Here is a 2,521-nt window from a genome sequence, read left to right as displayed (position 1 = left end):
GATCCGGCTCTCGGTGGGCATCGAGGATCCGCAGGATCTGTGGCGGGACCTGAGCCAGGCGCTGGGGAGCCTGGAAGGCTGAGCCTGCCGCCGTCGGCTGGCTGGTCGGGGTGCCGGTGCGCCAAATGTGTCGCTGCCAATGTGTCCCGGCGCGGGGCCGCGCGGGTAGGCTGGAACCATGCAACTAGCACGCACCATCGAATTTTTTCTGATGTATGCCCTGTCCCTGGTGATCGCGGTCCTGGCGCTGTGGGCGCTGATTGACGCAGTGCGCCACCCCGGGGACCGCTTTGTGGCCGAGGGCAAGCGCACCAAGGGGTTCTGGATGGCGTTGACCGGCGGCAGTGCCTTCATCGCCGTGCTTTCCGTGCTGCCCAACGCGGCCGCGCTCGGCGGCGGATTCCTGCAGCTGATTGCCGCCTGCATCTGCTGCGTCTACCTGGCCGACGTGCGCCCGGCGCTCTCCGGTCGCGGAGGCAACTGGTACAACTACTGACCCGCCGGTCCCTGCGCCCGTTCCGAGGGATGGGCCGGGAGCACCGAGGGGTGACCAACGCCCAGGGTGGGTGCAATGAACCACCGGGGCACGAACCTGCAACGCTAAGATGGGAATCATGAGCCATACTTTGATTTTGCTGCGCCACGGGCAGAGTGAATGGAACGAGAAGAACCTGTTCACCGGGTGGTATGACGTCTCGCTGACCGAGAAGGGCCGCGCCGAGGCCGTGCGCGGCGGCCAGCTGATGGACGAGGCCGGCTACAAGCCGCAGGTCCTGCACACCTCCCTGCTGACCCGTGCCATCGTCACCGCCAACCTGGCGCTGGAGGCCTCCGGGCGTTCCTGGATTCCGGTGCACCGCAGCTGGCGACTGAACGAACGCCACTATGGGGCGCTGCAGGGCAAGGACAAGGCACAGACCCTGGCCGAATTCGGCGAGGAGCAGTTCATGCAGTGGCGCCGCAGCTACGACACCCCGCCGCCGGCGCTGGCCGACGACTCGCAGTTCAGCCAGGTCGGCGACGAGCGCTACGCCTCGCTGGGCGATGACGCTCCGCGCACCGAATGCCTCAAGGACGTGCTTGAGCGCATGCTGCCGTACTGGGAGGACTCCATCAAGCCGGATCTGACCGCGGGCAAGACCGTGCTGGTCGCCGCGCACGGCAACTCGCTGCGCGCCCTGGTCAAGCACCTGGACGGCATCAGCGACGAGGACATCGCCGGGCTGAACATTCCCACCGGCATCCCGCTGGTCTACGAACTGGACGAGAACTTCACCCCGGTCACCGCCGGGGGCACCTACCTGGATCCCGAAGCCGCCGCCGAGGCCATCAAGGCAGTGGCCAACCAGGGCCGCAAGTAGGTTCCACGCACTGTAAGACGTGCCACGAACGAAGCGTGAAAGCGCTTCTGACGTGGCACGTCTTTTGCCTTTCCGCTACCGGCGGGGCCATGGTTGACAGGCTGTGAGCGAAACCTCCCTCCACGATTGTGTTTTTGTCTCATCTATGCTGTAATCTCCTATCTCGAACAGCACAATGGCTCACGTTAGGAATGCAATTCGTGGCAACTGATTACGATGAGGTCCGCCCGGATGTAGCCGAGGCACGTAAGGCTTCACTGGATGCGGTCAAGTCCGCAAACGCCCCCGACGCCAAGAGCGTCGTGCGCGAACTCGACGAAACCGACCACACCGACGGTTTGGAACTGCCCGGTGCTGACTTGTCGAACGAGGAGCTGACCGTCACGGTCGTTCCCGCCAAGGACGACGAGTTCATCTGTGGCTCGTGCTTCCTGGTCCGTCACCGCTCGCAGCTGGTGCGCGAGGAAGGCAACATCGGATTCTGCGTCGAGTGCGAAGGCTAATCGCCGCACTTTTACCAGCTTTCTTCAATCGGCATGTTTCGAAGACCACTTCGAGACATGCGACGGTGTTTAACGGTCCGGCCGTGCGGGTTCGCGCTCAGCGGGGCAGTCCACCGCGGTCCAGCTGTTCCAGCAGGCGCGGCCGGTTCGCATGGCGGGTGCGCACCTGGGCAATGAACTTCCGTGCCCGCGCCGTCTCACCGGTTTTGCCGCCAGTTCCAGCAACTGGCGCAGCTGGTCGGCGACCTGCGGGTACATGCGCCGGTCGGCATGCAGCAGCTTGGCTCCCACGCTTGATTCCAGCAGGGGCACGGCCCGTTCGGGGGCGAATGGGACAACGGCGCTGATCACCTGATCCAGCAGCGCGTGGCCCGGTTCCTCCAGGCGTCCCAGCTCATCGCAGGCCCGTGCCGGGTCCTGCAGCACCTGCAGGCCAAAACGCACCGCGTCTCGCGGGGAATCGGAGCGCAGGCGCTCAAAGACCATCTGCTCATGTTCCGGCCACTGACCGGCGCCGAGCCGGTAGATCTGTTCGGCCAGCTCATAGCCGCCGAAGCGGTGGAAAAGCTGCAGCCGGGCAGCCAGGGAGTGTTCGGGTTCCAGCCGGTCCAGCAGCTGCAGCCACAAGCGCAGGGCCCCGGCGCGCGGCCGGATCCG

Annotated in this window: 4 protein-coding genes; 3 read left to right on the top strand and 1 reads right to left on the bottom strand. The window is 65.5% G+C overall.

Annotated features, from left to right (window positions below; genetic code table 11):
* The first annotated feature begins 178 nt into the window (after positions 1–178).
* From JCM19049_RS11595 to JCM19049_RS11585, 3 genes are all read left to right on the top strand, one after another.
* Positions 179–496, top strand: coding sequence for a DUF2516 family protein (locus JCM19049_RS11595; protein ID WP_054821668.1), 318 nt, complete (start codon positions 179–181; stop codon positions 494–496).
* Positions 497–614: 118 nt separating this feature from the next.
* A complete protein-coding gene (locus JCM19049_RS11590; protein WP_212743868.1) occupies positions 615–1,361 on the top strand; it encodes a phosphoglyceromutase in 747 nt (248 codons plus the stop codon).
* 200 nt (positions 1,362–1,561) lie between these two features.
* Positions 1,562–1,864 carry a DUF4193 domain-containing protein gene (locus JCM19049_RS11585; protein ID WP_054821669.1) on the top strand — a complete coding sequence of 101 codons (303 nt, stop codon included), beginning with the start codon at positions 1,562–1,564 and terminating at the stop codon, positions 1,862–1,864.
* A 69-nt stretch (positions 1,865–1,933) separates the two neighbouring features.
* Here JCM19049_RS11585 and JCM19049_RS11580 read toward each other — a convergent pair.
* On the bottom strand, positions 1,934–2,521 hold a 588-nt coding region (locus JCM19049_RS11580; RefSeq protein ID WP_279403070.1), incomplete at its 5' end, for a hypothetical protein.

The sequence above is a fragment of the Arthrobacter sp. JCM 19049 genome (assembly GCF_001310435.1).
The sequence above is the reverse complement of the archived record's forward strand: the minus strand, read 5'-3'. Positions and strand labels throughout refer to the sequence as shown.

What these genes read in the sequence shown, in the direction of transcription:
- JCM19049_RS11595 (WP_054821668.1), top strand. Translation starts at nt 179, where the DNA reads ATGCAACTAGCACGCACCATCGAATTTTTTCTGATGTATGCCCTGTCC.
- JCM19049_RS11590 (WP_212743868.1), top strand. Translation starts at nt 615, where the DNA reads ATGAGCCATACTTTGATTTTGCTGCGCCACGGGCAGAGTGAATGGAAC.